This is a genomic window from Janibacter sp. GS2 (assembly GCF_051200835.1).
Lineage (GTDB): Bacteria > Actinomycetota > Actinomycetes > Actinomycetales > Dermatophilaceae > Janibacter.
On sequence record NZ_CP195161.1, the window covers coordinates 881,181 to 906,594 of the forward strand.

Annotated in this window: 25 protein-coding genes, 1 tRNA gene and 1 riboswitch; of the genes, 14 read left to right on the top strand and 12 right to left on the bottom strand. The window is 69.9% G+C overall.

Annotated elements, in window-relative coordinates; all coding sequences use genetic code 11:
- Positions 1 to 26: 26 nt before the first annotated feature.
- The 6 genes from ACR9E9_RS04310 to ACR9E9_RS04335 all read right to left on the bottom strand — a co-directional run bounded on the left by ACR9E9_RS04310 (position 27) and on the right by ACR9E9_RS04335 (position 6,149).
- On the bottom strand, positions 27 to 1,151 hold the full coding sequence (locus tag ACR9E9_RS04310; protein ID WP_435202045.1) for an acyltransferase family protein: 1,125 nt from the start codon (positions 1,149 to 1,151) through the stop codon (positions 27 to 29).
- A gap of 58 nt (positions 1,152 to 1,209) precedes the next feature.
- Entirely contained in the window at positions 1,210 to 2,454 is a 1,245-nt protein-coding gene (locus ACR9E9_RS04315; RefSeq protein ID WP_435202047.1) for an NAD(P)/FAD-dependent oxidoreductase, read from the bottom strand.
- A gap of 220 nt (positions 2,455 to 2,674) precedes the next feature.
- Positions 2,675 to 3,733 carry a monooxygenase gene (locus ACR9E9_RS04320; protein WP_435202049.1) on the bottom strand — a complete coding sequence of 353 codons (1,059 nt, stop codon included), beginning with the start codon at positions 3,731 to 3,733 and terminating at the stop codon, positions 2,675 to 2,677.
- Entirely contained in the window at positions 3,693 to 4,238 is a 546-nt protein-coding gene (locus tag ACR9E9_RS04325) for an isoprenylcysteine carboxyl methyltransferase family protein (protein WP_435202051.1), read from the bottom strand. Before ACR9E9_RS04325 ends, ACR9E9_RS04320 begins: the two co-directional genes overlap by 41 nt.
- Positions 4,235 to 5,299, bottom strand: coding sequence for a type III polyketide synthase (locus tag ACR9E9_RS04330; RefSeq protein WP_435202053.1), 1,065 nt, complete (start codon positions 5,297 to 5,299; stop codon positions 4,235 to 4,237). Before ACR9E9_RS04330 ends, ACR9E9_RS04325 begins: the two co-directional genes overlap by 4 nt.
- A gap of 43 nt (positions 5,300 to 5,342) precedes the next feature.
- The gene (locus ACR9E9_RS04335) at positions 5,343 to 6,149 is read right to left on the bottom strand and encodes a UbiA family prenyltransferase (RefSeq protein ID WP_435202055.1); all 807 of its coding nucleotides are present in this window, start codon (positions 6,147 to 6,149) and stop codon (positions 5,343 to 5,345) included.
- Positions 6,150 to 6,296: 147 nt separating this feature from the next.
- Here ACR9E9_RS04335 and idi point away from each other — a divergent pair, with 147 nt between their 5' ends.
- Entirely contained in the window at positions 6,297 to 6,875 is a 579-nt protein-coding gene (gene idi / locus ACR9E9_RS04340) for an isopentenyl-diphosphate Delta-isomerase (RefSeq protein WP_435202057.1), read from the top strand.
- Positions 6,876 to 7,127: 252 nt separating this feature from the next.
- On the opposite strand, the gene ACR9E9_RS04345 is transcribed toward idi, so the two are convergent.
- Complete coding sequence (locus ACR9E9_RS04345; protein ID WP_435202059.1) at positions 7,128 to 7,553, bottom strand: MarR family winged helix-turn-helix transcriptional regulator; 426 nt, start codon at positions 7,551 to 7,553, stop codon at positions 7,128 to 7,130.
- Positions 7,554 to 7,755: 202 nt separating this feature from the next.
- On the opposite strand from ACR9E9_RS04345, the gene ACR9E9_RS04350 reads away from it, so the two are divergent.
- From ACR9E9_RS04350 to ACR9E9_RS04375, 6 genes are all read left to right on the top strand, one after another.
- Positions 7,756 to 8,817, top strand: a complete 1,062-nt coding sequence (locus ACR9E9_RS04350; protein WP_435202061.1) for a substrate-binding domain-containing protein — start codon at positions 7,756 to 7,758, stop codon at positions 8,815 to 8,817.
- 64 nt (positions 8,818 to 8,881) lie between these two features.
- Positions 8,882 to 9,193 carry a zinc ribbon domain-containing protein gene (locus ACR9E9_RS04355; protein WP_435202063.1) on the top strand — a complete coding sequence of 104 codons (312 nt, stop codon included), beginning with the start codon at positions 8,882 to 8,884 and terminating at the stop codon, positions 9,191 to 9,193.
- A 3-nt stretch (positions 9,194 to 9,196) separates the two neighbouring features.
- Positions 9,197 to 9,808 carry an AmiS/UreI family transporter gene (locus tag ACR9E9_RS04360; protein ID WP_435202065.1) on the top strand — a complete coding sequence of 204 codons (612 nt, stop codon included), beginning with the start codon at positions 9,197 to 9,199 and terminating at the stop codon, positions 9,806 to 9,808.
- A 78-nt stretch (positions 9,809 to 9,886) separates the two neighbouring features.
- Positions 9,887 to 11,134 (top strand): formamidase, encoded by a 1,248-nt coding sequence (gene fmdA / locus ACR9E9_RS04365; protein ID WP_435203572.1) that lies wholly within the window; start codon positions 9,887 to 9,889, stop codon positions 11,132 to 11,134.
- A 343-nt stretch (positions 11,135 to 11,477) separates the two neighbouring features.
- Positions 11,478 to 11,553: transfer RNA gene (locus ACR9E9_RS04370), tRNA-Lys, on the top strand.
- Positions 11,554 to 11,634: 81 nt separating this feature from the next.
- Entirely contained in the window at positions 11,635 to 12,840 is a 1,206-nt protein-coding gene (locus tag ACR9E9_RS04375; protein WP_435202067.1) for a MarP family serine protease, read from the top strand.
- A 1-nt stretch (position 12,841) separates the two neighbouring features.
- Here the strand turns inward: ACR9E9_RS04375 and ACR9E9_RS04380 are convergent, their stop codons facing one another.
- On the bottom strand, positions 12,842 to 14,599 hold the full coding sequence (locus tag ACR9E9_RS04380; RefSeq protein WP_435202069.1) for a S8 family serine peptidase: 1,758 nt from the start codon (positions 14,597 to 14,599) through the stop codon (positions 12,842 to 12,844).
- Positions 14,600 to 14,658: 59 nt separating this feature from the next.
- Positions 14,659 to 14,835, top strand: a riboswitch (cobalamin riboswitch).
- A 42-nt stretch (positions 14,836 to 14,877) separates the two neighbouring features.
- On the opposite strand from ACR9E9_RS04380, the gene ACR9E9_RS04385 reads away from it, so the two are divergent.
- The 7 genes from ACR9E9_RS04385 to ACR9E9_RS04415 all read left to right on the top strand — a co-directional run bounded on the left by ACR9E9_RS04385 (position 14,878) and on the right by ACR9E9_RS04415 (position 21,088).
- Complete coding sequence (locus tag ACR9E9_RS04385) at positions 14,878 to 15,930, top strand: FecCD family ABC transporter permease (protein WP_435202071.1); 1,053 nt, start codon at positions 14,878 to 14,880, stop codon at positions 15,928 to 15,930.
- The gene (locus tag ACR9E9_RS04390; protein WP_435202073.1) at positions 15,930 to 16,736 is read left to right on the top strand and encodes an ABC transporter ATP-binding protein; all 807 of its coding nucleotides are present in this window, start codon (positions 15,930 to 15,932) and stop codon (positions 16,734 to 16,736) included. The genes ACR9E9_RS04385 and ACR9E9_RS04390 overlap by 1 nt, the downstream gene beginning before the upstream one ends.
- On the top strand, positions 16,733 to 17,779 hold the full coding sequence (locus ACR9E9_RS04395; RefSeq protein ID WP_435202075.1) for an ABC transporter substrate-binding protein: 1,047 nt from the start codon (positions 16,733 to 16,735) through the stop codon (positions 17,777 to 17,779). Before ACR9E9_RS04390 ends, ACR9E9_RS04395 begins: the two co-directional genes overlap by 4 nt.
- A gap of 66 nt (positions 17,780 to 17,845) precedes the next feature.
- On the top strand, positions 17,846 to 18,568 hold the full coding sequence (locus ACR9E9_RS04400) for an enoyl-CoA hydratase/isomerase family protein (RefSeq protein WP_435202077.1): 723 nt from the start codon (positions 17,846 to 17,848) through the stop codon (positions 18,566 to 18,568).
- Positions 18,569 to 18,570: 2 nt separating this feature from the next.
- Complete coding sequence (locus ACR9E9_RS04405; RefSeq protein ID WP_435202079.1) at positions 18,571 to 19,173, top strand: hypothetical protein; 603 nt, start codon at positions 18,571 to 18,573, stop codon at positions 19,171 to 19,173.
- 280 nt (positions 19,174 to 19,453) lie between these two features.
- Positions 19,454 to 20,080, top strand: coding sequence for a DUF47 domain-containing protein (locus ACR9E9_RS04410; protein ID WP_435202081.1), 627 nt, complete (start codon positions 19,454 to 19,456; stop codon positions 20,078 to 20,080).
- A gap of 6 nt (positions 20,081 to 20,086) precedes the next feature.
- A complete protein-coding gene (locus ACR9E9_RS04415; RefSeq protein ID WP_435202083.1) occupies positions 20,087 to 21,088 on the top strand; it encodes an anion permease in 1,002 nt (333 codons plus the stop codon).
- 59 nt (positions 21,089 to 21,147) lie between these two features.
- Here the strand turns inward: ACR9E9_RS04415 and pstB are convergent, their stop codons facing one another.
- From pstB to pstS, 4 genes are all read right to left on the bottom strand, one after another.
- Complete coding sequence (pstB, locus tag ACR9E9_RS04420) at positions 21,148 to 21,927, bottom strand: phosphate ABC transporter ATP-binding protein PstB (protein WP_435202085.1); 780 nt, start codon at positions 21,925 to 21,927, stop codon at positions 21,148 to 21,150.
- 25 nt (positions 21,928 to 21,952) lie between these two features.
- Positions 21,953 to 23,023 carry a phosphate ABC transporter permease PstA gene (pstA, locus tag ACR9E9_RS04425; RefSeq protein ID WP_435202087.1) on the bottom strand — a complete coding sequence of 357 codons (1,071 nt, stop codon included), beginning with the start codon at positions 23,021 to 23,023 and terminating at the stop codon, positions 21,953 to 21,955.
- Positions 23,023 to 23,985 carry a phosphate ABC transporter permease subunit PstC gene (gene pstC / locus ACR9E9_RS04430; RefSeq protein WP_435202089.1) on the bottom strand — a complete coding sequence of 321 codons (963 nt, stop codon included), beginning with the start codon at positions 23,983 to 23,985 and terminating at the stop codon, positions 23,023 to 23,025. Before pstC ends, pstA begins: the two co-directional genes overlap by 1 nt.
- Before the next feature lie 115 nt (positions 23,986 to 24,100).
- On the bottom strand, positions 24,101 to 25,207 hold the full coding sequence (pstS, locus tag ACR9E9_RS04435) for a phosphate ABC transporter substrate-binding protein PstS (protein WP_435202091.1): 1,107 nt from the start codon (positions 25,205 to 25,207) through the stop codon (positions 24,101 to 24,103).
- Positions 25,208 to 25,414: the final 207 nt, after the last annotated feature.

Sequence of the window (25,414 nt, forward strand, 5' to 3'; positions counted from 1 at the left end):
TTCGAGCGCGAAGCGTGGGGGGTCGCTCAGCGGCTGCCGATGAAGGTCGAGTGCATGTGCAGCTCTCGTGCCGGGTCCGCCAGCGTGGCCGGGCGCGGAGCGACGGCCACGGGGTCGAGGTCCCCGGTGCCCCGGGAGGGGACGCGGGCGCCCATCGCCGGCTTCTCCACGAATCGCCAGGAGGCGAGGGCGAGGGGGTAGGTCAGGGCGAGCGAGACGATCGCGAAGGCGGGCACCGGCACCAGGGCGCCGAGCCCGAGCATCCCGATCGTCTGCTGGACGGGCCAGCTGTAGATGTAGAGGCCGAAGGAGACGTCCTCCTTCGCGGCGATCGAGGTGCGCCAGGTGGCCCCCACGTGCAGCAGCAGGTAAGTCAGCGGGACGGCCGTGAAGGTGTTGAGCACCAGGTCCGAGGTGAATCCGGCGGCGACCACGCAGACGGCGGCCAGCGCCGCCAGGATGTGCGAGGTGTGGATGCGCTCGCGCAGCGCGTAGGCGAGGACGCCGGCGGAGAAGAAGGAGAGCAGGCGCAGGGAGTCGTTGATCATGTGCGCCGGGCCGTCGAAGTCGCCGACGGTCCAGCCGGCGACCGGGAGGGCGACCACGGCGATCCCGGCGGCCACGGCGAGGTTGCGGCGCACCCAGGCGAAGCCCAGCGCGGCGCCGCACAGCAGGTAGGCGCTGAACTCGTGCATGAGCGACCACAACGAGCGGTTCCACTCACCCGTGTTGTGGGCGGCCGCGAGGGTGTCGCCGATGTCGCGGGTGAAGAGCACGAGGCTCGCGTTGTCGAGGACGTAGGACAGCGAGTGGCTCGGGTTCCAGCCCTGGCCGCCGACGAGCCCACCGATCGGGGCGAAGACGAAACCCACGACGAGGAGGCAGACCCAAAAACCCGGGAAGATCCGCTGGGCCCGGCGCCGCAGGTAGTGCCCGAAGGTGTTGCGCAACCGGCTGCCGGCGATGAGGAAGCCGGACAGCGCGAAGAAGCCGTTGACGCTGTTGGCACCGATCCAGGTGAAGATGCTCGAGCCGTAGCCGCCGAGCGTCCACGAGTGGGCGAGGACCACGGCGGCGGCGAGCAGCAGCCGGACTGCGTTGAGCGAGTTGTCCCGACTGGACAAGGCTGTGCTCAGCGAAGGGGAACGCATGCCGCCTACGGTAACGGAAAGGTAACGGCCTCGCCTCTCGGGTCGGCCGTGCCCTGGGTCACCGCAGGGGGTCGAAGGGGGTCAGCTCGGGCGCCGGACGTCCCGTGACCATCGTCGAGGCGAGCAGCTGGCCGGTGGCTGGCCCCAGCGTCATCCCCCACATGCCGTGGCCACCCGCCACCTGGACGCGCGGTGAGCTCGTGCCCCCGATGAGCGGCAGCCCGTCGGGGGTGCACGGGCGCGACCCGACCCACTCGTCCTGTCGGTCGTCGAGGTCGACTCCGGTGAGGAGGGGGCGGGTCGCGTCGACGACGGCCTGGACCCGTCGCTGGTCGAGCGGCGCCTCCGGCGGGCGGAACTCCATCATCCCGGCCACCCGCAGGCGGTCGCCGAGCGGCGTGCAGGCCACGCGTTGCGACGGGAGGTAGACCGGACCCTGCGGGGTGTGCTCGATCGGCACGCTGAAGCTGTAGCCGCGCCCGGCCTGGACGTGGGTGCGCACGCCGAAGGGGCGCGCGAGCTCGTCCAGCCAGGTTCCGCTCGCGATGACGACCCGGTCGTAGACCTCGGTGCCGCCCTGCGCGATGGCGAGGCGGACCCCCTTCGCCTCATCGGTGATGCCGGTGACCCGGGCGCCCTCGCGGACCGTGCCACCGCGTGCGCGCACGGAGTCGGCCAGGGAGGAGACGAACTCGATGGGGTTGAGGTAGCGCTGCCCGAGCAGCCGGATGCCGGCGCCGATCTCCTCGGAGAAGGTCGGCTCCGCGGCGCGGACCTCGTCCCCGGTCAGCTTCTCGAAGCCGACGTCCTGGCCGGAGGCGGCGATGTGCTCGAGCTCGGTGAGGAGGAAGTCGGTCTCGTCCGCGGTGCGGTAGCCGGCGATGAAGGAGGTGGCCTCCTTCGAGGGGGAGGTGACCCCGCCGGCGGCCAGGACGTCGAAGGCCGGCAGCGCGCACTCGTTGATCGGCACCAGGGCGCGCATCGAGCGTGACCACCGGCGCATCGTGCTGTTGCGGGTGAAGGTCGCGAGGAAACGCAGCAGGCGCGGGTCCCCGGTCACCGGCACGTAGACCGGGGAGGAGGGGGAGATGACGGCCTTGATGCCGTAGGAGAGGACCGCCGGGTCGGGCAGGGGCGTCGACAGGCCCGGGGTGATCCAGCCGGCGTTGCCCCACGAGGAGCCGGACGCGACCTCGTCACGGTCGAGGACCTCGACCTCGACGCCGTGCTCCTGGAGGAACCAGGCGGTCGACAGACCGACCATGCCGGCGCCGATGACGGCGACCTTCTGGGGGGCAGGCATCTGGGTGTTCATCGCGTCCTCTCGACCGGGTCCCGGGGTCTCCGGTGTCCTCGCGCCCAACTGTGCCCCAGATCACGGGGGAGTGGCAAAGGAGGGGGCAACGCCGCCCTCCCCCCGGTCGCATCTGCCTAGGCAAGTGCGGGCCGCCCCCGCCCCCTGTCGCATCTGCCTAGGCAGATGCGGGGTGCATACGGGCAGCCGCGCGTCCTGGTCTCGTCACTCACCCGGGTGGCTTCGCCAGCTGGTTGACCGCAGCATCGAAGACCCACGGCAGGCGGTGCGCGGACCGAACGATCCGCCGGCGGACCGCTGGGACCCCGGTGGCGGTCAGGAGGCCGCGGGTGAGGAGGTTGTGGCTGCGGGTGAGCCGCCTCCAGTCCGATTCGTAGCGCTCGGGCTCCTCGTCCAGTACGGCGGCGACGGCGGCGCGGGCCTGGGCCAGTCCGAGGGCGATCCCCTCTCCGGTGAGAGCGTCGACATAGCCTGCCGCGTCGCCGACGAGCAGCACCCGCCCGGCCACGCGTCGCCGTGCGCTCTGCCGCAACGGGCCGGCGCCGCGGGCCGGCGAGAGCGGTCGCCCGGAGAGCCGCTCGACCAGCTCCGGGAAGGCGTGGATCAGGTCGGGGAAGGGGCGCCGGGCGGCGCTGAGCAGGGCGACGCCCACCACCGTCTCGCTGACGGGCGTCACGTAGGCCTCGCCCGACTCGGCCCAGTGGACCTCGACGAGCGAGGTCCACGGGGCGATCTCGGCATGGCACCGCAACCCGTAGCGCCGAGGTGAGCCGGGCGTCGTCCCGAGCCCCAGGTGTCGGCGCACCGGCGAGTGCAGACCGTCGGCGCCGATGAGCCAGCGGGTCGGCTCGTCGTCCACGACCACGTGGTCGCCGTGGTCGGTGATGTCACGCACCGCGGTTGCGCTGGTGGAGACCGCGGTGTCCATCAGGCGCTCTCGCAGTGCTCCGTGCAGGGCGGTGCGGCGCACGCCGAGGCCGGTGCCACCGCGAAAGCGCGCCTCGGCGTGCCGGATGCCATCGAGGTAACGGATCCCCTCGATCGGGTGGCCATCGAGCACGACGTCCAGGGCCCTCAGGTCGGCCACCGCGCTCGGCATCAGTCCCTCCCCGCACGCCTTGTCGATGACGCCACGCCGCGGCTCGCGCAGGCTGACGTCGAGGCCGGCCCGGGCGGCGTAGAGCGCCGTCGCCAGACCGATCGGCCCACCGCCGGCCACGATGAGGTCACGCACCGGCGAGCCGACCGGTCTCGTCCGGGAGGTCACGCAGTGCCTCGTTCTCCACCCGGAGCCGCACCCGCAGGAGGACGGCGTTCGCGAGAGTGAACCCGACCGCGGTCATCCAGCACGCGTGCACGAGTGGCAGCGCCACTCCCTCGATGACGACGGCGATGTAGTTGGGGTGCGGCAGCAGTCGATAGGGGCCGGAGCGCACCAGGGGCAGCCCGGGGGTGACGATGACGCGTGTGTTCCACCGGGGGCCGAGTGTGGCGATGCACCACCACCGCAGTGCTTGGGCGGCGATGACGACCAGGAGCATCGACCAGGCCAGCACCTCCGAGACCTCGGGGCGCCGGACGAAGGCCTCGATGAGGATGGCGATGAGGAACCCGGTGTGCAGCACGACCATGACCGGGTAGTGACCCTGCCCCGTCTCACGTCCCCCGCGAGCGAAGCTCCATGCGGCGTTGCGCTTGGAGACGATCAGCTCGGCCAGCCGCTCGAGGGCGACCAGGATCACCACGATGACCAGTGCACCCAGGCTCGTCATGTCGGGTCGCCGTCGTCCCCGGCCCGCAGCAGCACCAGCTCGGAGCAGAAGCCCGGACCCATCGCCATGAGCATCCCGTAGGACCCCGGCCGCGGCGGTCGCTCGCTGAGTGTGTCGGCGAGCACGTGCAGGACCGAGGCCGAGGAGAGGTTCCCGATCTGCGACAGGGACTGGCGCGTCAGGGCGAGATCGTGGTCCTCGAGCTCCAGTGCGTCCCGCAGGGCGTCGATGACCTTGGGGCCGCCGGGGTGACACACCCACCACTCGATGTCGCTGCGACTCAGACCATGGCCTTCGAGGAACCCGTCGACGTCCCCGCGGATGTGGCGCCCCACGATCACGGGCACCTGTGCATCGAGCACGATCCTCAGGCCCCCGCTCCCGACGTCGAATCCCATCGTCCGCTCCGAGTCGGGGTACAGGCGGCTGCGGGAGTCCAGTACCTCGATCGCGCCGTCTCTCGAGCCCCCTCCAGCGACGACCGCAGCCGCCCCGTCCGCGAACAACCCGCTGGCGACGATGTTGGCGAGGGAGAGGTCGTCGCGCTGGACGGTGAGCGAGCAGAGCTCGACGGCGACCAGGACGGCCACTGATCCCGGGTGGCCGGCAAGGTAGTCGTGCAGTCGGGCGACACCGGCGGCTCCGGCGACACAGCCGAGGCCGAAGAGGGGCACTCGCTTGACGTCGGGCCGCAGCCCCACGACGGCAGCGATCCGGGAATCGAGCGAGGGGACGGCGAGGCCCGTCACCGTCGTGGAGATGATCAGGTCGACGTCGCTCGCGGACAGACCGGCGTCCTCGAGCGCGTCCTCGAGCGCTCGGGCGCCCAGCGTGACCGCGTGCTCGAGGAACAGGTCGTTCGCCTGGTCGAAGCTGTCCAGCTCGCCGTACTGCTCGAGGGGCAGGACCGTGTGGCGGTAGGCGACCCCGGTGTTCGCGTGGATGGAGCGCAGGACCTTGTCGTTCAGGTCGCCCGCGATCATCCGTGCGAAGGCATCGGTCACCTCTGCCTGCGGGTGGCGATGCGGCGGAAGCGCGCCGTGGACCGACAGGATCTTCATGTTCGCGGTTCCTCTCGGTGAGTTCGCTCAGCCTGGGAACGGGTCATCTGGCGGCCACCAACATGACTGCGTCGGCGAGGGCGATCGCCACGGCTGCTCTGAACGGCGTGCGCCCCTCAGCCAAGAGTGCCACGCACCCGAGCCCAGCGACCGCCGCGAGCAACACCAGCACGAGCCCGCCGGGCGGGGATCGCGACCCCAGGGCGATCACCACCGAGGCGACGCACAGGATCGTCACGGAGAGCGCTCGGGTCCATCTCTCTCCGACGCGGTGCGGCAGTCCGCGCACCCCGGTCGCCTCGTCGTCGGCCAGGTCGGGCAGCGTGTTGGCCAGGTGCGCGCCGATCCCGAGCATCGCCCCGGCGAGCGGCATCCACACCGGTGGGGGGCCCGCACCCGGCTCAGCCATCACGACGAAGATCGGCAGGCCACCGAAGGCCACCGCGTAGGGCAGCCACGAGAAGAGGGTGGACTTCAGCCCCAGGTTGTACGCCCACGCGGCACCGACGCACCCCAGGTGGATGAGGCCGGGCACGATGCCGCACAGCAGAGAGAGGATCACCGTGGCCGTCAGCGCGAGGGCGCAGGACCACAGCGTCACGGCGATCGACAGCTCGCCGGTGGCCAGGGGCTTGTCTGCGCGGCCCACCTGTCGGTCGCGGGCCCGGTCGATCAGATCATTGGACCAGCCGACCGACAGCTGGCCGGTGGCCACCGCAGCAGTCACCAGGACGATCCGCTCGATCGACAAGCCGGCGGACACGGCGAGCGCGGCCGCCAGCACCGTCACCGCCGTCGCGGGCCCCAGGTGCGCGGCGCGGATCAGCGCCTCCGCCGACGTTGCACTCATGACCGAGTCACCTGACGCCCAGGACATCCCGAGCGCGACGGACGTCCGAGGTGCTGGTGCCGCTTCTGCCAGCACTCGTGCTCTGGTGCATATGGGTACGTTATGCGAAGACCTGCTGTCCTCCCCGGCGAGCGAGAAGGGAATCGGATGCCCCCATCCCCGGCTTCGGCCGATCTGGTCGTCCTGCTCGATGAAGCCGGTCGCCCGTGTGGAACGTTTCCCCGGGCGAGCGTGCACACCGCCGACACTCCGCTGCACCAGGCGTTCTCCTGCCATCTCTTCGACGAGGACGGTCGCGTGCTGTTGACCAGGCGAGCGCTCGGCAAGCGGGCGTGGCCCGGGGTGTGGACCAACGCGTTCTGCGGCCACCCACGACCCGGAGAAGACACCGCCGACGCCGTCCGGCGGTACGCGCGCCACGAGCTCGGCATCGCCGTACGCGACCTCGACTGCGTGTTGCCGGCGTTCCGGTACCGGGCGGTCGATCCGAGTGGTGTCGTGGAGAACGAGGTGTGCCCGGTCTACCTCGCGCGGCATGACACGCAGGATGGCCCGGCCCTTGCCGCCAACCCCGATGAGGTGGCCGAGACCCGGTGGATGACGCCGGAGGAGATGCTCGCCGCGGTGACCGCTGCGCCGTGGGCGCTGAGCCCGTGGATGGTCCAGCAAGTGCGTCAGATCGAGGCCGTCGGGTGGCGGTCCGGGTCGAGGACGCACGAGCCGTGAGCGCCTGAGCACTCCCTCGAGGCGTGGGAAGGGGGAGTGCGCGGCCGAATCGGCGACCGAGTTCGCGCGGGGGTAGACATCCGTAGATGTCCCATCTGTGGGGGCGTGGCCTCGCTCGTGCTGGAGCACGACGGTCCGCCCGGGAGTTACGCGCCCTCAGAGCACGAGTGACTGGCGGGGCAGGTCCGCATGGTCCCGAAGAACTCGGACCGTGGGCGGTCGACTTGCGAACTCCCACGCCCCTGCGCAGTTTCAGCCATCGCCGTCCGCTCGATCTGACACGAGGCTTGAGTCGTCTGCCGGCTCGGCGACCATGCGGCGCAGAAGCCGGGTGAGTTCGTCGCGTTCGTCCGAGGTGAGCCGTGCCGCGCCTTGATCTGTCGCGCCGTGCACGAGGGGGCGCACCCGGTCGGCAGTTTCCCGTCCACGATCGGAGAGGAGCACGAGGACGCGTCTGCGGTCGTTTCCGTCCGCGCTGCGATAGACGAGCGCGCGGCTCACGAGGCGGTCGATGATCCGCGTCAGGGTTGCGCCGCTGGTTCCCGTTTCCTGGGCCAGCACCGACATCGTGCACGGGCCGTTCTCGTCGAGGTAGTCGAGGACCCTCCACTGCTCCGCGGAGAACTCTTCGGATGAGAGGGCAGCCTCTACCCGATGATTCACCCTGCTGGCAGCCATCGTGAGAAGTCGAGCATCGAGCCAGCCTGCGCGATTCCGTCGTTGCCCGCGCGCCCCCTGACCATGCGGTGGCTCAGCCATCAAACCTCTTCCCGTGTGGCGGAGAGTGCCGTAGGTTGGGCAAACCCCTTTCAGATGGAAATACTACGTCATGGGCCTACGCGGTGGTTCCCAGCGACTCGCTCCGGCGACTCGCACCACGATGCTGCCCGCCGGTGGTGACGCCCTTCGAGTCGGTCTCGCCGTGCCGCTTCAGGGGCCGGGTGGGATCTTTGGGCCGTCGTGCGAGGCAGTGGCCGCTCTTTGGCTTCGACAGACGAACGTGCACGGACTCCTGGGCCGCCCGGTCGAGCTCGTGCTGATCGATGCCGGCAGACCAGCCGCGCAAGTGGCGCAGTCTGTTCTTGATCTCGTCGAGAGCGGCGGCATCGACGCCCTGACCGGGTGGCACATCTCATCGGTGCGGGAGGCGGTCGCACCCGTCACCCAAGGACGAATTCCCTATGTCTACACCTCGCTGTACGAAGGAGGGGAGTCGCGGCCGGGGGTGTTCTGCGCGGGAGAGACGCCCGATGAGCAGATCGCTCCTGCGCTGGCCTGGGCTCGTGATGAGTTGGGTCTTCGTCGCTGGCACATCGTCGGCTCGGACTACGTGTGGCCACAGCGGTCGGCGCTGGCCGCGGCCGGTTACGCGAACACTCTGGGGCTCGAGGTGTTGAGTACGACCCTCACGCGGTTCGGGGCCGATGACTTCACTGCCGTGCTGGAGGCGATCGAGCGGGGCCCCCGAGCGGACGGGGTGCTCACCTTCCTCGTGGGTGAGGACGCGGTGCGGTTCAACCGCGAGTTCGCCGCGCGAGGTCTGGATGAGCGGCTCGTGCGGCTGACACCGCTCATGGAGGAGAACATGCTCTTGGCGGCTGGTGTTGAGGCGACGCGAGGCGTGTACGTTTCCGCCAGCTACTTCCGCTCACTGGCCACGGGGTACTCGCTCGACTTCGTGGGCGACTACACGACGGCATTCGGTCCAGAGGCGCCAGCACTGAACAACCAGGGTGAGTCCTGCTACGAAGGGCTGCAGCTGCTGAGCTCCCTCTTTGATGCCGCCGGGAGCGTGTCCATCGACGCTGTGCTGCGCGTGTCCGAGGGGTTGGGCTACGACGGCCCACGTGGGCCGATGGAGCTGCGCGCAGGCCACCTTCGGCAGTCCGTCTACCTGGCCCGGGCGGATGTCACGGACTTTGACGTACTCACTGCGCTGTGACTGACCGCTGATCCGGCGCGAAGGGCAGTGTCTTGACAGTTGCTTTCATTTGGAAATATTCTAAATGGAAGCAACTCGTCAAGGAGGACAGGTGCCGACATATACCTATTCGTGTCGAAAGTGCGGCAGCTTCGACCTGCTGCGCACCATGGCCGCCCGCGATAATCCTGCCCCCTGTCCTGGGTGTGGAGGTGTGGGAGCTCGTGTTTTCGTCGCTCCACACTTGGGTGGCACAGACCCGGCGCTCGACCGCGCGGCCACCGCCGCCGGCTCGAGTGCGGAAGCGCCCCGGGTGACCCGAGCCATCCCGCAGGCCGGTCGCACGCCGCGGGGACCGGCCCGCCGTCCCGGCTACCCTCTGTTGCCAAGGCCGTGACCGATGTCTACCGTCGCTCTGATCTACGTGGGGCTCGTTCTCATCATCAATGGAGTGATGCTGCTGGGGTGGCTCACGCCACGCGAAGCCGCCCCCTTGAACCTCTTTGTCGGTGTCCTGCAGGTGTTCACGCCCACCTACCTGATCATCGTCGCGGCCGGCAACGGTGATGCGGTATTCGCCGCGTCAGGGATCTACTTGTTCGGGTTCACCTACTTGTGGGTGGGAATCAACGCGCTCAAGGGGTACAGCAACCGCGGCTTCGGCTGGTACGCCCTACTCGTGTCGCTGTGTGCCTTGGTCTACGCGGCGGAGAGCTTCACGCGCGCTGGCGACGCAGGCTTTGGAGTGGTCTGGGTGCTGTGGGCAGTCCTCTGGTTCCTCTTCTTCCTCGTCCTGGGCGCGGGAAGGGAGGAACTTGGGCCTGCCACGGGTGTCTACACCGTCGTGGTCGGCGTCGTCACCACGATTGTTGCCCTCACAGTTCTCCTCAACAGCTGGAGCGGTGAATGGGCCGAAGCGATCGTCATCGCTGCGCTCGGACTCCTCGCGCTCGCGGTGGCGACGCCGACCGCCAGGACCTTGACCGCACCTCCACGGGAGGTGGTCGATTGACCCGTGGCCATCACGGTGGCCGCCCGGCCATCTGGTGAGAAGCAGCAGATCTCCACTACTTCCAGATTGGTGATTGCAATGCCCGAAGTCATTTTCAGTGTCGATCAGTCGAAGTCGATGTGGGACCAGGCCGTGCCTGGGCACAATCGTTGGCACCCGGACATCCCGCCCGCCGCCACCGTCAAGCCGGGGTCCACGTTTCGGATCGAATGCAAGGAGTGGACGAACGGTCAGATCGGCAACAACGACTCGGCGAACGACGTCCGCGACGTCAATCTCGACCACAACCACATGCTGTCGGGGCCCTTTGCCATCGAAGGCGCCCAGCCAGGCGACCTGCTCGTCGTCGACATCGTCGACATCGGGCAAGTACCTCAGACCCAGGGCGTGAACTGCGGCGAGGGGTGGGGATACTCCGGGATCTTCGCGAAGGTCAATGGAGGTGGATTCCTGACCGACTACTACCCGGACGCCTACAAGGCGATCTGGGACTTCCAGGGCCAGCAGTGCTCCTCTCGGCACATCCCAGGAGTGAGGTACACAGGGATCCAGCACCCGGGCCTGGCAGGCACAGCGCCCTCGCCGGAGCTGCTCACGCAGTGGAATCGACGCGAGCAGGCGCTCATCGACACAAACCCCGACCGCGTGCCTCCGCTCGCGATTCCCCCGACCGTGGCTGAAACCCTGGCCGGGACAGCTGGCGGGGAGGTGTCGGAGAAGGTGGCCCGAGAAGGAGCGCGGACGGTGCCGCCCCGCGAGCACGGCGGCAACATGGACATCATGAACTTCACTCGCGGCAGTCGAGTGTTCTACCCCGTCTATGTCGATGGCGCGAACTTCTCGATCGGCGACCTGCACTTCAGCCAGGGCGATGGCGAGATCAACTTCTGTGGGGCCATCGAGATGGGCGGTTTCGTCGACCTACACGTCGACCTCATCAAGGGCGGCATGGAGACCTACGGAGTCACGCACAACCCGATCTTCATGCCGAGTCGAGTCGAGCCCGTGTACTCGGAGTGGTTGACGTTCACTGGCATCTCGGTCGACCACAGAGATGACACCAATCTCTACATGGACGCGACCGAGGCCTACCGCAACGCCTGCCTCAACGCGATCTCCTACATGAAGAAGTGGGGTTACACCGGCGAGCAGGCCTACCTCATCCTCGGCACGTCGCCCATCCAAGGTCGCCTCAGCAGTGTCGTGGACATCCCCAATGCCTGCTGCAGCGTGTTCCTCCCGACTGAGATCTTCGACTTCGACATCCGCCCAGGCGGAGACGGCCCCGTCAAGCAGGACCGAGGACAGGTAGCAGTGACCTCCTGACTGCGAGTGCGCACCTCGCCGTCCGCCCCACCATCCGACGTGGGGGCGGACGGCGATCGCATTCCGCTGGGGGACCCGGCCTGACGGGTCCCCGGCGAGCAGAACGAGACACGTCACACGTGGGTCCTCGCGCATCTTCAGGTTGTCGGGTGGGTGGGTTGCCTGCGCCACGAACCGAGCCTCGCGGCGGTGGGATCTCTGAGGACCGACCGGCGCTCGGGTGACCACGGCCCGACCCCGACTCGCCCCCGACGCTGCCTGGCGGTTCCGGCAGGTAGCCTTTCCGCTGGATCGGGCCAGTTGTTCCTTGCCGGAGAAGTTCCAGCCGACCTCCCCATCCCCCGGGCCTCTAGCTCAATTGGTAGAGCTGCGGACTTTTAATCCGTAGGTTGTGGGTTCGAGTCCCACGGGGCCCACCACGCCTGCTCGGTGGATTCCCAGTCTCCGGTGGTGAACTGTGGCGACCCGCCAGCAGCGGGTTCCCCACCCCAGGAGCACCCATGACCCCAGCAGCCGTCCTCGACCTCGTGCTCGTCCTGGCGCTCGCGGCCTATGCCCTCGGGATGTACCGGGTGGGTCTCGTCGCGGGTGCGCTGTCCATCGCCGGGCTGCTCGGCGGGGGCCTCCTCGCGCTGTGGGGCCTGCCCCTTCTCCTGCAGCAGTGGTCCGCGACCAACGAGGACCCGATGCTCGCCGGGCTGCTGCTCGTGGTCGGGACCTTCGTGGCCGCACTGGTGGGTCAGCGCATCGGTGGTCGACTGGGTGCCCGTCTCCGCTCGTCGGTGAGCTTCCGGCCGGCACGGGTGGTCGACTCGGTGCTCGGCGCTGCCGGGGCCCTCGCGGTCGGGGCGAGCCTCGTCTGGCTGGCCGCAGGCGCCATCGTCGGCGGATCCCAGGGGCCGGCCCCGTCAGCGGTGACCGACTCCCGCGTCCTGCAGGGGATCGACGAGGTCATGCCTGCCGAGGCCGACCGGGTCGTCAGCGGGGCCTACCGGTCCCTCGACGCCAACGGCTTCCCCCGGGTCTTCACCGGTGTCAGTCCGGAAGAGATCCGCCCGGTGTCCCCGCCCGAACCCGGGCTCGCGCAGGGGCGAGGTGTGGCCGCCGCCGCCGACTCGGTGGTCAAGGTCACCGGATTCGCCGGGGACTGCGGGCGCGGCCAGTCCGGCAGCGGGTGGGTCGCGGCTCCCCAGCGTGTGGTCACCAATGCCCACGTCGTGGCGGGGGTGGACCGCCCTTCGGTCCAGGTCGGGGGTGCTGGGCGCACGTACTCGGCGACCACCGTCGCCTTCGACGCCCGACGTGATGTGGCCGTGCTCGCGGTGCCGGAGCTGCAGGCGCAGTCCCTGCCCAGCGGGGGCGAGCAGTCCCACGGGGACGACGTCGTCGTCGCCGGCTTCCCCCTGGGCGGGCCCTACGATCTCGAGTCGGGCCGGGTCCGGGACATCCTCACGGCCCGGGGCGCCGCCATCGACGGCTCCTCGGGAGTCAACCGGGAGGTCTACTCGATCAACGCCCAGGTGGAGCAGGGCAACTCCGGCGGGCCGCTGCTCTCCCCGACGGGCCAGGTCGTGGGCACGGTCTTCGCCAAGTCGCAGACGGACGCGAGCACCGGCTACGCCCTGACGCTCGACGAGACCCGACCGGTCATCGAGCAGGGCACCCGGGCCACCGCGAGCGTCTCGACGGGCTCCTGCGCGGCGTAGCTCAGCGCACGGCGGCAGCGGCGTCGACGATCCCGTCACCGAAGAAGCCGTTGCGGTCGGTCGTGCCGGTGCAGGTGACTCCGTCCCCAGAGCTGCCCGAGCTGCTCGGACAGGCCTGGTCGGTGGCGCTGCTGCGCAGGGTCGTGACGACCTCGTCCGGTGTCATGCGCTCGCCGTGGGCGCTGATGATCAGGGCGGCGACGCCGGCGACGTGCGGTGAGGCCATCGAGGTGCCCTGCAGCCACGCGTAGAGACCGCACTTCGCCTCGGGGTCCGGGTCCCCGTCGTCGATGCCGTCCGGGCAGTCCCGCACGGTGCCGCCGGAGGCGCCGTCCTGGGTCACCCTCCCTTCGTCGTCCACATCCCCCCGGTCCTGCAGGTAGGTGCGGGGCGCGGCCGAGAGGATGCCGAAGCGGCCGTCCCGCTGGCTGCCGCCCGGGGCAGCGACCGCGACGTCGTCGGAGGAGGGGTCGGAGGTGAAGTTGGAGAAGGAGGACAGCGCGCCGCCCTCGTCGACCGAGGACACCCCGATGACGTGCGGACCGTCGGTCGGGAGGGTCTCGCACTGGGTGGCATCGATCGTGCGGGCGTGGGGGTCATCGCCGTAGTTGGGGCTCGAGTCGTCGGTGCCCGGGTCGGCGAGGTCCAGGGCGTTGTTGCCCGCGGCGGAGACCATCGTCACGCCCTGGTCGTGCGCGAGCTCGAGGGCCCGGTGGACGAGCTCGATCGAGACGTCCTGGGCCGCGGCCTCCTCGGGTGTGTCGCCCGGTGCCCCGCCGCGGCAGGCGTACATCCACGGATCGACGAAGAAGCTCATGTTGATGACATCGAGCTCCTGCTCGGCGCCGTGGGTGATCGCGTTGACCGTCGGGCCGAGGAGGAAGAGGCCGGCGTCCTGCCCGGCGCGCAGGTCGACGATGCGCACGTCCGGTGCGACGCCGCGCACGCCGATGCCGTTGGCCTCGGCGGCGATCGTCCCGGCCACGTGGGTGCCGTGGCCGGCGTCGTCGGTGCCGAGCGGGTCGACGCACCCGGAGTGCTCACACTCGCCGTCGACGTCGGGCATGTCGGTGACGAAGGAGCGAGAGGCCTTCGTGTCGTAGGCCTTCGCCAGGTCGGGGTGGCTGGAGTCGACGCCGGTGTCGATGACCCCGACCCGAACGTCCCGCTCACCGGTCGTCACCTCGTGCGCACCAGCGGTGTCGATCTCCTCCATGCCCCACAGCCAGCCGTCGAGGGGATCGCCGTCCGTGGGCGGGTCGGGCGGGCGCAGCTGGTTCCGGGCCGGTTCGCTGGTGGTGGCGGGGGGCGAAGGGGGTGGCTCCGGCGACCAGCCGAGGCGGCGGTCGGTCACCGCGTGCTCGACGCCGTCGATGCCCTCGGCGGTCTGTGCCACGTCGTCCTCGGTGCTGCGCAGGGTGACCATGCCGACGGCGGGGTTGGTCGAGGTGAGGGAGAGGCCCTGCTGCTTCAGCTCTCCCGCGACGCTCGGGGTGTCCTTGGGGTCCTCGACGAGGACGACCCAGTCGCGGCCCTCGGTCGGCGCGTCGAAGGTCTCCACCGACGCCCCCGGCGTCGTCCCGTTCCGGTCGGGGCTCGGGGACCCGCTCGGGGAGCCGGTCTCGGAGGTCGGGGCCGACGTGGACGACGCCGACGTGGACGACGAAGGGGAGTCCCCGCCGGTGATCGAGCACCCGCCGAGGGCGATGGCCAGGGCGGCCACGCCTCCCCGGGTGGCGCCGGTGCGTCGTCCTCGCATGTGGATCCCCTTCGTCCGAGCAGGTGCGGGCAGTCTACGGATGCCACCGGCAACGCTGTTAGGGTCACGCTCGAGTCAGACGCACACCAGTGCAGAGGGAATCCGGTGAGAATCCGGAACTGTCGCGCAGCGGTGAGGGTGACTGGCGGGGTGTGAACCACTGGGCAACCAGCCCGGGAAGGAACCCCGTCGGAACGATCCCGAGTCCGAAAACCTGCTGGCTCGCTCGTCATCCGACCGGGCCTCGCGATCTGGGCCCCCGATGCAAGTGGAGACCCATGTCGCACGACCGACCCGGGGGGCGCCGTCTGCCCCTCGTACCGCTCTGCGCGCTGCTCCTCGTGGGCACGCTCGTGAGCAGCGTCATCTCCTTGGCCCTCGGCTCGGAGCCGTTGTCGGTCTCCGGCGTCGTGGACGTCCTGCGGGCCCGGCTGGCCGGCCGGCCGGGGGAGGACCCGACCTACGACACGATCGTCTGGGAGCTGCGCGCGCCCCGGGTCCTCATGGGGATGGTCGTCGGCGCGGGGCTGGCCCTGGCCGGCGCGTGCATGCAGACCCTGGTGCGCAACCCCTTGGCCGACCCCTACCTCCTGGGGGTGTCCGCCGGGGCCGGGGTCGGGGCGACCCTCGTCATCGTCCTCGGGGTCTTCAGCGGGTTCGGCATCTGGGCGCTCTCCTTCGGGGCCCTCGCCGGCGCCCTCCTGGCGACGGCCCTCGTCTTCGGCATCTCGATGGCCCAGGGCGGGATCACCCCCCTTCGCCTCATCCTCACCGGTGTCGTCATGTCCGCCGCCTTCTCCTCGATCTCCAGCTTCCTCGTCTTCGTCAGCGCCGACCCGAGGGCGACCCAGTCGGTGCTCTTCTGGCTGCTCGGCAGCCTCTCCGGGACGGTGTGGCAGCAGATCCTCCCGTCGGTCATCGTCGTGGCGATCGCGGGCGCGGTCCTCATGGGACTGCACTCCTGGCTCGACGCCCTCGCTGCCGGTCCGGACGTCGCTGCCGGGCTCGGCGTCCCGGTCACGGCCCTGCGGATCGGGCTCTTCGTCCTCGTCTCGGTCCTCGTCGGGGTGCTCGTCGCGGTCTCCGGGGGGATCGGCTTCGTCGGCCTCGTCATCCCCCACCTCGCCCGCATCCTCGTCGGCGCCCTGCACCGCGCGGTGCTGCCGGTCGCCGCACTCGGCGGCGCCCTCTTCATGCTCTGGGTCGACATCGCCGCGCGCGTCGTCGTGCGGCCGCAGGAGATCCCCCTCAGCGTCGTCACCGGCCTCGTCGGGGCACCGATCTTCCTGCTGCTCCTCGGCCGACGCCACTACACCTACTCGGGAGGCTGATGATGCACCACCTCTCCGCGCGCGATCTCGCGTGCGCCATCGACGGACGGACCATCGTCTCCGGGGTCGACCTCGACATCCCGCGCGGATCGATGGTGGCCCTCGTCGGACGCAACGGCAGCGGCAAGTCGACGCTCATCCGCTCCCTCGTCGGGTTGCGGGCGATGACGGCCGGGCGCGTGCACATCGACGGTGTCGACCTGTCCGCGCTCTCCGCGCGCGAGCGGGCCACCCGACTGGCCCACGTCGGGCAGGAGGACGCGCCGCCGGAGGACCTGCTCGTGGGGGAGATGGTCGCCATGGGCCGGATCCCGCACCGCCCGCCGTGGGCCGTGACGGGGAGGTCCGAGTGGCCCGTCGTGCGCGACGCGCTCGACGCCGTCGGCATGGTCCACGCCATCGACCGACCGTGCCAGCACCTGTCCGGTGGCGAGCGGCGAAGGGTGATGTTGGCGCGCGGGATCGCGCAGGGCAGCGACCTGCTCGTCCTCGACGAGCCGACGAACCACCTCGACATCCACCACCAGATCCAGCTCATGGAGACCATCCGGGGGTTGGGCTGCACCGTCCTCGCGGCCGTGCACGACCTGTCGTTGGCCGCGGCCCACTTCGATCGGGTCGCCGTCCTGCACGAAGGGCGTCTGCTCGCCGTCGGTGAGCCCACGAGCGTCCTCGACCCGGCCCTCCTGCACCGGGTCTTCGACGTCGACGCGGCCCACCTCACGGACCCGGTCACCGGTCGGGTCCACCTCGTCCTCGGGACCGGCGCTGCGCCGGTCGCCCCCCGGAGAAAGGCTGCGTCATGACCCCGCCCCGCCCCACGGTGCGCGCCACCGCGGCACTCGCGCTCACCGGAGCCCTCCTCGCCGGGTGCGGCAGCGGTGAGAGCTCGTCATCCGGTGACCCGGGTGAGGTCACGGTGACCAACTGCGGTGCGGAGGAGACCTTCCCTTCGCCTGCGGAGCGGCTGTACGTCACCGGCGACGGCAATCTGCTCGCCCTCGTCCTCGCGCTGGGCGCCGAGGACCAGATCGCCGGCGTGACCGGCCTCGACGACGGCGCGAAGACGCTCGCGACGGTCTACGGTCAGGACGTCGTCGACACCCTGCACGTCGCGTCCACGGACCACCCCACGCTCGAGAACGCCATCGCGCAGCGGCCCGACGTCGTGGTCTCCGGGTGGAGCTACGGCTTCTCCGAGGAGAAGAACTTCACCCCGGACGGGCTGCACGAGCACGACGTCGCTGCGTACGTGCTCTCCGAGAGCTGCCGCCAGGAGGGCGGGGGGCGCGGGACGATGCCGCCGTGGGAGGCCCTCGCCGCCGATCTGGAGAACCTCGGGCAGATCACCGGCAAGCGGGCCGAGGCCGAGGAGGTCGTCACCGACATCGCGGACCGACGCGAGGCGCTGGAGGAGGCGCCGCAGGCGACGCGGGAGCCCACGGTCTTCCTCTTCGACTCGGGGACCAAGGAGATCTTCACCAGCGGCGCCTACGGGGGGCCGCAGGCGATCATCGAGGCCGCCGGCGCGAAGAACGCGACGGCCGACGTCAAGGACACCTGGACCGAGGTCTCCTGGGAGCGACTCGTGGCCGCCGAGCCGGACTACGTCGCCTTCGTCGACTACCCGGGGCAGAGCTTCGCGGACAAGGTCAAGGTCCTCGAGGCCAACCCGGCGACGAGGAACCTGCCGGCCGTGCGGGAGAAGCGCTACCTCAACCTGCCCATCGCCGCTTGGACGAGTGGGCCGCTGAACATCGACGCCGCCGAGAGCCTGCGCGCGGGCCTGGAGGAGCACGAGCTCGTGCCCGAGAGCGACATCGAGCCCGGCCACGACCTCGAGCCGTGAGCGGGGAGCGGCTCGTCGCGGTCGGGGCCATGGGCCCCGGTGGTGTCGATGACTATGGTTCAGGGTGTGGGAGTTTCGTACGAAGCATCGGACCGACTGGCCAACATCGTCCTCGACCGGCCCGAGGCCGGCAACGCGCTGGACCTCGACATGGCGCGCGACCTGCGCGAACGGGTCGAACGCGCCCTGGGGGACCCCTATGTCGACATCCTGACGCTCCGCGCGAACGGCCCCGACTTCTGCGTCGGCTCCGACACGAGGGAGGCCGAGCAGTCCGAGGACCCGACCACGGCGGTCTTCGAGCTGGCGGCGGCGTTGGAGGAGCTCTTCTCCCTCCTCAACTCCTCGTCCAAGCTCGTCCTCGTGGGCGTGCAGGGGTTGGCCGCCGGCTCGGGCCTGGGCCTCGTCCTCGCCGGGGACCTCGCGTTCTGTGCGGCGGACGCCACCTTCCGCGTCCCGCCGAAGGGAGGGACCGGCGCGCCGGACCCGGGACTGGCGTGGCTCCTGCCGCGGGCCATCGGCCAGCAGCGGGCGTTGTCCTTCGGGTTGGGTGGTCGCACGCTCGACGCGAGCACCGCCGATGACTGGGGGATCGCCGAGCTCGCGCCCCATGGTGACGTCGCGACGGCGTTGCGCGATGCGGCGAAGAACCTCGGGGGCAAGCACCTGTGGGCCAACTCCGAGATGCGGCGCCTGCTGCACGCGTCCTGGGAGACCTCGCGCACCGAGCTCTCCCAGTCCGAGGCGGTCACGCTCGTGCGCGCGCTCCTCAACCGCAACCGGAGCTGACCGTGGGCGAGGCCGGTCGACCGCGGCGTCCCCTGCACTTCGGCCCCGACGCCATGGAGGCGCACGGGGGCACCCTTCCCGATCCCGCCGAGACGGTGGCGGCCGCGCACGCCGCAGCCCTGACCGTCATCGAGGCCGGGCGCAGCGACGCCGGCCCGGAGACGACCGAGCGACTGCTCCGCCTCGTCGACGACCTCGGGATCGACACCCTGGCGCAGCTGTGGTCCGGTCGCCCGGCGCGCAGCCTGCCGGGCGCCCTGTGGCGGATGTACCTGCTGCGTGAGTGGGTCCAGCGCCAGCCCCAGGCTGCGGCCCGGGACTACGGCGCCGGGATGGCCGTCGCCCCGGTGAGCCACGTGATCACCGGCGTCGTCGAGCCGCCGGGGGTCGCCGAGGTCCGCCAGCTGTCGGACCGGATCCTCTCGGGGGTCTTCGATGGGGACCTCGGTGTCGCACTCGAGCGTGCGGCCGCCTTCTGCCGGGTCGTGGCGACCGGGCGCGCGCACCTCGACGACGGGGACGTCGGCTCGGCATCGGCCATGGTCACCACGGCCGAGGACCTCGAGGCCGGTGCCCGGCTGTGGCGCGAGAACGCGCTGATCTGAGGGTGCCGCTGGACCCCGACCGCCGTCGGTGCGCGCCGGCGACAGCGGAGCCCGGGAACATCATGGCCGGTGACGCCGTTACGCTGGTCGAGTGCACCGGGCCGCGGTAGCCCCGGGTCCCAAAAATCGCCGCCACGAGCGGCCGCGCGCCGTGAGGCGCTCCCGGCCCGGTGCACTCTCTCGTTCACGGATGAACTCCCGATGACGCGGAAGTGGCAGTTCGGTTCTAGGCTGTGCCCGACAGTTTTTGCTGCCCCCTGATTCCGGAGACCAAACGCCCGTGGGCTTCTTGCGACCGACTTCCAGAGATGACGCCTTTTACCAGCTCCTCGCTGACAGTGCCCGTCACGCGGTGGCTGCGGCCGAGCTCCTCACCGTGCTGCTGGGCTCCGCGCCCGAGGAGCGGGAGGAGCTCGCCCGACAGCTGAAGGACATCGAGCACGCCGCCGACGAGGCGACCCACGCGATCATCAGCAAGGTGAACACGAGCTTCGTCACCCCCTTCGACCATGAGGACATCGTCGAGCTCGCGGCGAGCCTCGACGACTGCACCGACTTCATCGAGTCGGTCGGTCAGACCGTCGTGCTGTACCGGATGGATGGGCTCATGCCCGACATCACGGCCCAGATGAAGGTCATCGTCCGCATGGCCGAGCTCACCGCCGACGCGATGCCGCGTCTGACGACGATGAAGGAGCTGCGGGACTACTGGGTGGAGATCAACCGCCTGGAGAACGAGGGCGATGCGATCTACCGCGGCCTGCTTCGTGACCTCTTCGGTGGGGCGGTGACCGATCCGATCGAGGTCATCAAGCACAAGGACATCATCGAGCGCCTCGAGCAGGCAGCCGATGCCTTCGAGCAGGTCGCGCACCGGGTCGAGGGCATCGCCATCAAGGAGTCCTGACCGGTGGTGGAGTTCCTCCCCGTCGCCGTGGTCACGCTCCTGGCGATGGGCTTCAACTACACGAACGGGTTCCACGACGCGGCGAATGCGATCGCGACGTCGGTCTCGACCCGGGCGCTGACCCCTCGGGCGGCGCTGGCGATGGCCGCCGTGGCGAACCTCTTCGGTGCCTTCTTCGGCGCGAAGGTCGCCGAGACCGTCGGCAAGGGCATCATCGACGCCCCCTCCGGCGAGCTGGGCCTCGTGCTGGCCGGCGCCGCCCTGCTCGGAGCCATCGGGTGGAACCTGCTCACCTGGTGGTTCGGTCTGCCCTCCTCGTCCTCGCATGCCCTCATCGGCGGGCTGGGCGGGGCGGCGCTCGCGGCCGGGGCCGCGGTGAAGTGGATGGGCATCTTCGAGAAGGTCATCATCCCGATGCTCATCTCGCCCGTGGTCGGCATCATCGTCGGCTTCCTCGTGATGAAGCTGATCCTGCGGGTCTTCCGTGACGCCAACCCCGGGCGCACGAAGCGCGGGTTCCGGATGGCGCAGACCGCGTCGGCCGCCGCGATGGCCTTCGGACACGGCATGCAGGACGCGGCCAAGACCGCCGGTGTCGTCGTCCTCGCGCTGACGGTGGCCGGGTACCAGTCAAGCGATGACAGCCACATCCCGATCTGGGTCCTCGTGATGTCGGCCGTCGTCATCTCGATGGGCACCTACGCGGGTGGGTGGCGCATCATGCGCACCCTCGGGCGCGGGATCATCCACCTCGACCCGCCGCAGGGCTTCGCGGCCGAGGTCACGGCCGCGTCGATCCTCTACGTCGCCACGATGCTCAGGGCCCCGATCTCGACCACCCACGCGATCACCGCCGCCATCATGGGCGTCGGCGCGACGAAGTCGCTCAAGGCGGTCCGCTGGGGCGTGGCGAAGAACATCGTCGGCGCCTGGATCCTCACCTTCCCGGGTGCGGGGCTGAGCGCGGCGGTCTTCATGTGGATCCTCATGCCCGCCTTCGGCTTCTGAGCCGAGGGTCACCGGCCGCGGCCGGGAGCCCTCCTCCCCAGCTGCACGAAGGGGGGCCGTCACCCGAAGCGGCCGGAGATGTAGTCCTCGGTGGCCTTCTCGCTCGGGTTGTTGAAGATCTTCCCGGTGTCGTCGAACTCCACGAGCTGCCCCGGCTGGCCGGTGCCCTCGATGTTGAAGAAGCCGGTCCGGTCGGAGCAGCGGGCCGCCTGCTGCATGTTGTGCGTGACGATGACGATCGTGTAGTTCTCCTTCAGCTGCGCGATGAGGTCCTCGACCGCGAGCGTGGAGATGGGGTCGAGCGCCGAGCACGGCTCGTCCATGAGGACGACCTCGGGCTTCACGGCGATCGTGCGGGCGATGCACAGTCGCTGCTGCTGACCACCGGAGAGGCTCGACCCGGGCTTGTCGAGCCGGTCCTTGACCTCGTTCCAGAGGTTGGCGCCCCGCAGGCTGGTCTCGACGAGCTCCTCGGCGTCCGACTTGCTGATCCGCTTGTTGTTCAGCTTCACCCCGGCCAGGACGTTCTCCCGGATGGACATCGTCGGGAAGGGGTTGGGCTTCTGGAAGACCATGCCGACCTTGCGGCGGACCACGACCGGGTCGACGTTCTTGCCGTAGAGGTTCTCGCCGTCGACGATGACCTCACCGTTGCAGTAGGCGCCGGGGATGACCTCGTGCATGCGGTTGAGCGAGCGCAGGAAGGTCGACTTGCCGCACCCGGACGGGCCGATGAGGGCGGTGACCGCCCGCGGCTCGATGGTGACGGACACATCCTTCACCGCGAGAAATTCGCTGTAGTAGATGTCGAGGTTCTTGACGTCGATGCGCTTGGACACGTCGTGGTTCCTTGTCTGGGTCGCGTCAGCGACCGGTCTTGGGGGCGAAGAAGGTGCTGATGAGGCGGGCGACGAGGTTGAGGATCATGACGATCGCCATGAGGACCAGCGCGGCGGTCCAGGCCGCGTCGATGCTGTCCTCTCGGTTGGTGCCCGGGTTGGCGTAGGAGCTGTAGGCGAAGAGCGGCAGGGCCGACATCGACCCGTTGAAGGGGTTGAAGTTGACCGCCTTGGCGGCGCCCATGGTGATGAGCAGGGGAGCCGTCTCGCCCATGACCCGCGCGATGGCGAGGGTGATCCCCGTCGCGAGGCCGGCGATCGCGGTGGGCAGGACGATCTTGACGATGGTCAGCCACTTCGGGACGCCGAGCGCGTAGCTCGCCTCGCGCAGCTCGTTGGGCACGAGGCGCAGCATCTCCTCGCTGGAGCGCACCACCGTCGGGATCATCAGCACCGCCAGGGCGACGGCGCCGACGATCCCCGACTGGTAGGACACGTCGCGCAGCAGCCAGGTGAACAGCCCGATGGCGAACAGGCCGGCGACGATCGACGGGATGCCCGTCATGACGTCGATGAAGAAGGTGAGGACGCGCGAGATCGGCCCGAGGACGGGCCCCTTGCCGTACTCGACGAGGAAGATCGCGGCGAAGACCCCGACCGGGATCGAGATGACCGCGGCGAGGCCCGTGGTGATGACGGTCCCCACGATCGCGTGGTACGCACCGCCGACCTCGCCGGCACCGACACCGCGCATCGAGTAGGTGAAGAACTCGACGTCGAAGCGGGTGAGGCCCTTGGACAGGATCGTCCAGATGACCGAGACGAGGGGAACCATGGCCAGCAGGAAGGTCGTCGTGACGACGCCCGTGACCAGCCGGTCGGTGGCGTGGCGCGCGCCCTCGACGGCGCGTGAGACGAAGTAGATCGCCGCGCAGTAGGCCACCGCACCGACGAGGATGACGCTCAGCGGGTTGACCGCGCCCAGGGCGGCGAGCAGGGCCACGGCGGCGAGGACGGACCCGACGAGGACCGCGAGCCGGACGGGACGCTCGAGGCGCCCTTCCGCCCGCACGTCGTCGGTGGTCGTGGCGCTCATCAGTTGGCTCCCGAGAACTCGGACCGGCGGGAGATGCGCCACCGGGCGATCATGTTGACGATGAAGGTGACGAAGAACAACGCCAGGCCCGAGACGAAGAGCGTGCTGCGCTCGATGTCGAAGGACTCGGGGAAGTTCAGCGCGATGTCACCGGCGATGGTGCCGGGGGTGTTCGAGGTGAGCAGCTCCCAGGAGTAGCCGCCGCCGCTGGCCGAGAGGATGATCGCGACGGCCATGGTCTCGCCGAGGGCCCGCCCGAAGCCGAGCATCGCCCCGGAGACGACGCCGGAGGAGCCGAAGGGGATGACCGTCTGGCGGATCATCTCCCAGCGGGTGGCACCGAGGGCCAGCGAGGCCTCCTCGTGCAGTCGCGGGGTCTGCAGGAAGACCTCGCGGTTCACGGCCGTCATGATCGGCAGGATCATGATCGCCAGGACGATGCCGATCATGAGCATCGTGCGCCCGGTCGTCGTGACCGACTCACCGCCGAAGAGCGGGATGAAGCCGAGGTGGTCGAAGAGGAAGTCGAAGACCGGGACGGCGTCCCCGGCGATCTGCATGCCCCACAGGCCGAAGATGATCGACGGGACGGCGGCGAGCAGGTCGACGATGTACCCCAGACCCGAGGCCAGCCGCCGGGGTGCGTAGTGGCTGATGAAGAGCGCGATCCCCACGGACAGCGGCAGCGCGATGAGCAGGGCGATCACCGAGGACAGCAGCGTCCCGAAGATCAGCGGACCGATGTAGGCGACGAGGCCCTCCCCGCCCCGGACCTCGGTGGGGTCGGCGCGGATCGCCTGCCAGCCACCACCGATCAGGAAGGCCGTGACGCCGATGAGGACGAGGAGGATGAGGACGCCGGAGGCGAAGGAGAGGCCGCCGAAGAGCGCATCGCCGAAACGGCGCTTCGACGTCCATCCCGGTGACGGGGTGTCCGGGTCCGCTGCTGGGGTGCTGCTCACGTGCTCCTACTGCTTCCTTCAGGGGGGAGGGTGCCGGAGAGGGGCGGCAAGCCGATCGGCCCTGCGACTGCGTGGCAGCCACAGGGCCGAGCGGAGGCGACCCCGGGGGTCATGGTCACTCGGTCGCGATCTGTCCCAGCGCGTCGGTCGCGTTCTTCGTCGCGGTCTCGCTCAGCGGCGCGGAGCCGGCCGCCTCCTCGGCAGCCTTCTGCCCCTCCTCGGAGACCGCGTACTCGAGGTAGGCCTTGACCGTCGAGGCCGTCTCCGGGTCGTCGTACTCGGTGCACGCGATGGCGTAGGAGACCAGGACGACGGGGTAGACGCCGTCCCCGGCGTTGCCGCGGTCGAGCGTGACCGCGTAGTCGGTCTTGCTCGACGCGTTGCTGCGCTCGGCGCTCTCGAGGACCTGGGCTGCGGCGTCCGGGCTGTACTCGATGAAGTCGTCGCCGGCCGTGATCTTCGCGGCGGTGAGCTCACCGATCTGCGAGGCGTCGGCGTAGCCGATGTTCCCCTCGCCGGCGCCGATGGTGTCGACGACGCCGGAGGTGCCCTTGGCCGCCTCGCCGCCCTTGACCGGCCAGACGTCGTCCGGCTCGTGCTTCCAGCGCTTCGGGGCGGCCTCGCTGAGGTAGGCGCTGAAGTTCTTGGAGGTCCCCGACTCGTCGGAGCGGTTGACCGGAGTGATCTTGGTGTCGGGCAGGTCTGCGTCCCGGTTGTCCTTGGCGATCTCCGGGTCGTTCCACTTCGTGATCTTGCCCGCGAAGATGTCGGCGATGACCTGGGGGCTGAGGTTCAACTCATCGACGCCCTCGAGGTTGTAGGCGACGGCGATCGGGGAGACGTACACGGGGAACTGGATGGTCTCGCCGGTGCAGCCCTTCTCCGAGGCCGTCGTGAGCTCCTCCTTCTCCATGGCGGAGTCGGAGCCGGCGAAGTCGACGGCGCCGTTGATGAACTTCTCGCGTCCGGTACCGGAACCGTCCGGCGCGTACTCGACGGTCGCATCGGGGGCCTCGTCGGTGAACTTGGCCATCCACTCGTTCTGGGCCTTCTCCATCGAGCTGGCGCCGGCGCCCTTGACGGCGCCGGTGGCCTCGCTGGTGGCACTCTCATCGGCACTGGCGGAACTCTCGTTGGCGGCGCTGCAGGCAGCCAGCGAGAAGGACAGGGCAAGGGCGGCTGAGGCGGTGAGCGCCTTGCGGCTGCGGGTGGAGCGAATCACGTCTGGTTGACCTCTCTCAGGTGTGGGACCCGCCGCGGCGGCGAGTCGTCGCGACCACCGTGGTCGTACACATCGAAGGTAGGCAGGGACGGTGTCCGGACGGGCCCCTCCACGTGAACAGTCGGTGAATCGCACTTGCACACTCCGTGGCACCGCCGCGGACCACCGGGTGCGGGCGTCCCCAGTCCTCCAGCAGCCAACAAACTG

Excerpts from the sequence above, each read along its gene's own strand:
- ACR9E9_RS04335 (WP_435202055.1), bottom strand. The coding sequence starts at position 6,149 with ATGAGTGCAACGTCGGCGGAGGCGCTGATCCGCGCCGCGCACCTGGGG.
- idi (WP_435202057.1), top strand. The coding sequence starts at position 6,297 with ATGCCCCCATCCCCGGCTTCGGCCGATCTGGTCGTCCTGCTCGATGAA.
- ACR9E9_RS04395 (WP_435202075.1), top strand. The coding sequence starts at position 16,733 with ATGACCCCGCCCCGCCCCACGGTGCGCGCCACCGCGGCACTCGCGCTC.
- ACR9E9_RS04315 (WP_435202047.1), bottom strand. The coding sequence starts at position 2,454 with ATGCCTGCCCCCCAGAAGGTCGCCGTCATCGGCGCCGGCATGGTCGGT.
- fmdA (WP_435203572.1), top strand. The coding sequence starts at position 9,887 with ATGCCCGAAGTCATTTTCAGTGTCGATCAGTCGAAGTCGATGTGGGAC.
- ACR9E9_RS04350 (WP_435202061.1), top strand. The coding sequence starts at position 7,756 with ATGCTGCCCGCCGGTGGTGACGCCCTTCGAGTCGGTCTCGCCGTGCCG.
- ACR9E9_RS04325 (WP_435202051.1), bottom strand. The coding sequence starts at position 4,238 with ATGACGAGCCTGGGTGCACTGGTCATCGTGGTGATCCTGGTCGCCCTC.
- ACR9E9_RS04390 (WP_435202073.1), top strand. The coding sequence starts at position 15,930 with ATGATGCACCACCTCTCCGCGCGCGATCTCGCGTGCGCCATCGACGGA.
- pstA (WP_435202087.1), bottom strand. The coding sequence starts at position 23,023 with ATGAGCGCCACGACCACCGACGACGTGCGGGCGGAAGGGCGCCTCGAG.
- ACR9E9_RS04330 (WP_435202053.1), bottom strand. The coding sequence starts at position 5,299 with ATGAAGATCCTGTCGGTCCACGGCGCGCTTCCGCCGCATCGCCACCCG.
- ACR9E9_RS04375 (WP_435202067.1), top strand. The coding sequence starts at position 11,635 with ATGACCCCAGCAGCCGTCCTCGACCTCGTGCTCGTCCTGGCGCTCGCG.
- ACR9E9_RS04355 (WP_435202063.1), top strand. The coding sequence starts at position 8,882 with ATGGAAGCAACTCGTCAAGGAGGACAGGTGCCGACATATACCTATTCG.
- ACR9E9_RS04360 (WP_435202065.1), top strand. The coding sequence starts at position 9,197 with ATGTCTACCGTCGCTCTGATCTACGTGGGGCTCGTTCTCATCATCAAT.
- ACR9E9_RS04380 (WP_435202069.1), bottom strand. The coding sequence starts at position 14,599 with ATGCGAGGACGACGCACCGGCGCCACCCGGGGAGGCGTGGCCGCCCTG.
- ACR9E9_RS04345 (WP_435202059.1), bottom strand. The coding sequence starts at position 7,553 with ATGGCTGCCAGCAGGGTGAATCATCGGGTAGAGGCTGCCCTCTCATCC.
- ACR9E9_RS04385 (WP_435202071.1), top strand. The coding sequence starts at position 14,878 with ATGTCGCACGACCGACCCGGGGGGCGCCGTCTGCCCCTCGTACCGCTC.
- ACR9E9_RS04310 (WP_435202045.1), bottom strand. The coding sequence starts at position 1,151 with ATGCGTTCCCCTTCGCTGAGCACAGCCTTGTCCAGTCGGGACAACTCG.